This is a genomic window from Streptomyces sp. BR123 (assembly GCF_013401435.1).
In the GTDB taxonomy this organism is placed as follows: domain Bacteria; phylum Actinomycetota; class Actinomycetes; order Streptomycetales; family Streptomycetaceae; genus Streptomyces.
Window position 1 is genome coordinate 1 of sequence record NZ_JACBGN010000541.1, and the last position, 2,152, is coordinate 2,152.

The 2,152-nt window shown below is 77.4% G+C and carries 2 protein-coding genes and 1 pseudogene; all 3 read right to left on the minus strand.

All coding sequences use genetic code 11. The features are described 5' to 3' along the window. Positions 1-481 (minus strand): annotated as a pseudogene (locus HYE82_RS36055) (radical SAM protein); the annotation flags it as partial. Continuing rightward, positions 478-1,737: an FxsB family cyclophane-forming radical SAM/SPASM peptide maturase gene (locus tag HYE82_RS36060; RefSeq protein WP_179178442.1), complete on the minus strand. Its 1,260-nt coding sequence runs from the start codon at positions 1,735-1,737 to the stop codon at positions 478-480. The gene HYE82_RS36060 and the pseudogene HYE82_RS36055, both read right to left, overlap by 4 nt. 138 nt (positions 1,738-1,875) lie before the next feature. Next, positions 1,876-2,152 (minus strand): FxSxx-COOH cyclophane-containing RiPP peptide (fxsA, locus tag HYE82_RS38775; RefSeq protein WP_256988192.1); only part of this gene is annotated, 277 nt, incomplete at its 5' end.

Genomic DNA, 2,152 nt, shown 5'->3' on the forward strand with positions numbered 1-2,152 from the left:
CCGGTCTCGTGGGCTCGGAGAGGTGTATAAGAGACAGGGGCCGGGCCGGGCGGAGCAGGCCGAGGGTGGGGAGCGCGAGGCGGCCGCCGACGGGCCGCAGGGTGGCCTTGAAGCCGATGCCGGCGCGCAGGGCGGCGGCGACGGCGAGGGCGCCGAGGTGGCCGAGGTCGGCGGCGGGCCCGTGCGGGGCGTGCAGCCGGCGCAGGGCCTCCTCGGCCCAGACGCCGGTGGCCGGGTAGTGCAGGACGTCGTGGACGGCGTCGGGGTCGTGCCGCTCCGCCTCCTCCAGCAGGGCCCAGTGGTCGGCGGCTTCGCCGGACCGGCCGCCGGGGGCGGCGTCGAGCACGGCGCGGAGCAGGACCAGCCGTTTGGAGCGGCGGATGTCGCGGACGAGGCGGCTGCCCTCGGCGGAGGGTTCGGTGGAGGCGAGGGCGCGCAGCACGGGCGGGGCGACGGTGAGGACGGCGAGGGAGTCGGTCATGAGGCGGCCGCCCCGGGGACGGCCGCGCCGGCGGCGGCGCGGTGGAGGGCGGCGGCGATGTGCCGGATGACGGCCTGGAGGTCCTCGCAGTACACGGACGGCTGCCGGAAGCCCTCGCCGGCGCGGTAGCGGTGCGGGTAGTGGCCGCCGCCGCAGACGGCGACGAGCTCGCAGGCGCGGCAGGTGTCGGCGAGGGCCGCCGCACCGAGCTGGCGGGCGGCCAGGCCCGGGTGGTCGAGGAAGTCGTCGAAGCTGTGGGTCCGCAGCGCCATCCCGGTGGCGGCCGCCCCCTCGTACGCGGACTTGAGCGAGTCGGCCTGCTCCAGGGTGCCGTCGGTCTCGATCACGGCGGTGGCGGCGGGGGCGAGACCGAGGGTTTCGGTGGCCGCCGGCAGGCCCAGCAGCAAGGCGATGACCTCCTCGAACATGCGGATCCGGGTCCGCAGCGCCCCGTCGTGCCACCAGCGTTCGAACACGGCGATCAGCCAGTCGGCGTACGGGCTGCGGCCCGGGCGGCGGCCGGGCGGCGGGGTGCTCCAGTTGGCCAGCGGCAGCAGCAGGCCGATGCTCGGCGGGGCGAAGGCGAGCAGGGACTCGTAGGTGCGCACCGGGTCCTGGGCGGGATCGATCACGCACAGCACGCCCGCGTAGCTCTCGGGGTGCCGGGCGAGCAGCCGCAGCCCGCGGGCGGCCGCCCCGAACCCCGGCCGCCCGGCCCGGTCCACGCGGCGGGCGTTGTGCTCGGGCAGTCCCCCGTCGAGGCTGACGCCGACGCGGATCCCGGCGGCGGCGAGTGCGGCGAGCCGGCCGCGGGTGAGGAGGGTGCCGTTGGTCTGGACGGTGGCGGTGACCCTGGTCCGCGGGGAGGCCTCGCGGAGGGCGGCCCGTACGGCGTCGACGGGTGCGGCCAGCTCGGCGGGGGCGGTGAGCAGCGGTTCGCCGCCGTGCAGGACGAGGTCGACCCGGTTCAGGCCGTGTGCGGCGGCGTGCTCGGCGATGCGCTCGGCGGCGCGGGCGGCGGTCGCGGGGGACATGGCGGCGGGCCGGCCGCGCCACGTCTGGTCGGCCATCTCGTACACGTAGCAGTAGGTGCAGGCGAGGTTGCAGCGGCTGCGGGTCTTGAGCACGAACTGCCGCACCGGGTGCGGGCGGTGGCCGGCCGCGCGGAGCGCGGGGACGTCGAGCCGGGCGTAGGGCCAGGGGGCGTGGGCCCGGTGTGCGGGCAGCGCGGACCCGCCCCTGTCCGTGTGCCCCATCGCGTGCACCTCCTGCCCCGGCCGCCTGCCCCGGCGGACGATCCATCCCTGCCCGTGGTTCGGCACCGGCTAACGGCGGAAACGGGTCAACTGTGGGTGCGCTGCGTGGCCTTGGGGATGCGGTGCGTGAGCGGCCGCTCAGCTGACGCCCGAGTCGAAGGCGTTGAGGATCTCGGCGGGGTGGGTCACCCGCTCCACCATGGCCTCGATCACCCGGGCCAGCACGGGGTGGTCGATCCCGCGCAGTGCGGCCAGGTCGTAGCCGGACAGATCGGGAAGCCCGGCCGCACAGGCCGCCACCCGGCCAACACCCGTGCCCGCACCGGCACCTGCGCCCGCCGCCGCGCCTGCGCCCGCACTCGTTCCTGCGCCCGCGCCTGCGCACGCCCCCGCGCCTGCGCCCGCTCCCGTATCC

Bases quoted from the DNA above. Each gene is read 5' to 3' on its own strand.
- HYE82_RS36060 (WP_179178442.1), bottom strand. From the start codon at position 1,737: ATGGGGCACACGGACAGGGGCGGGTCCGCGCTGCCCGCACACCGGGCC.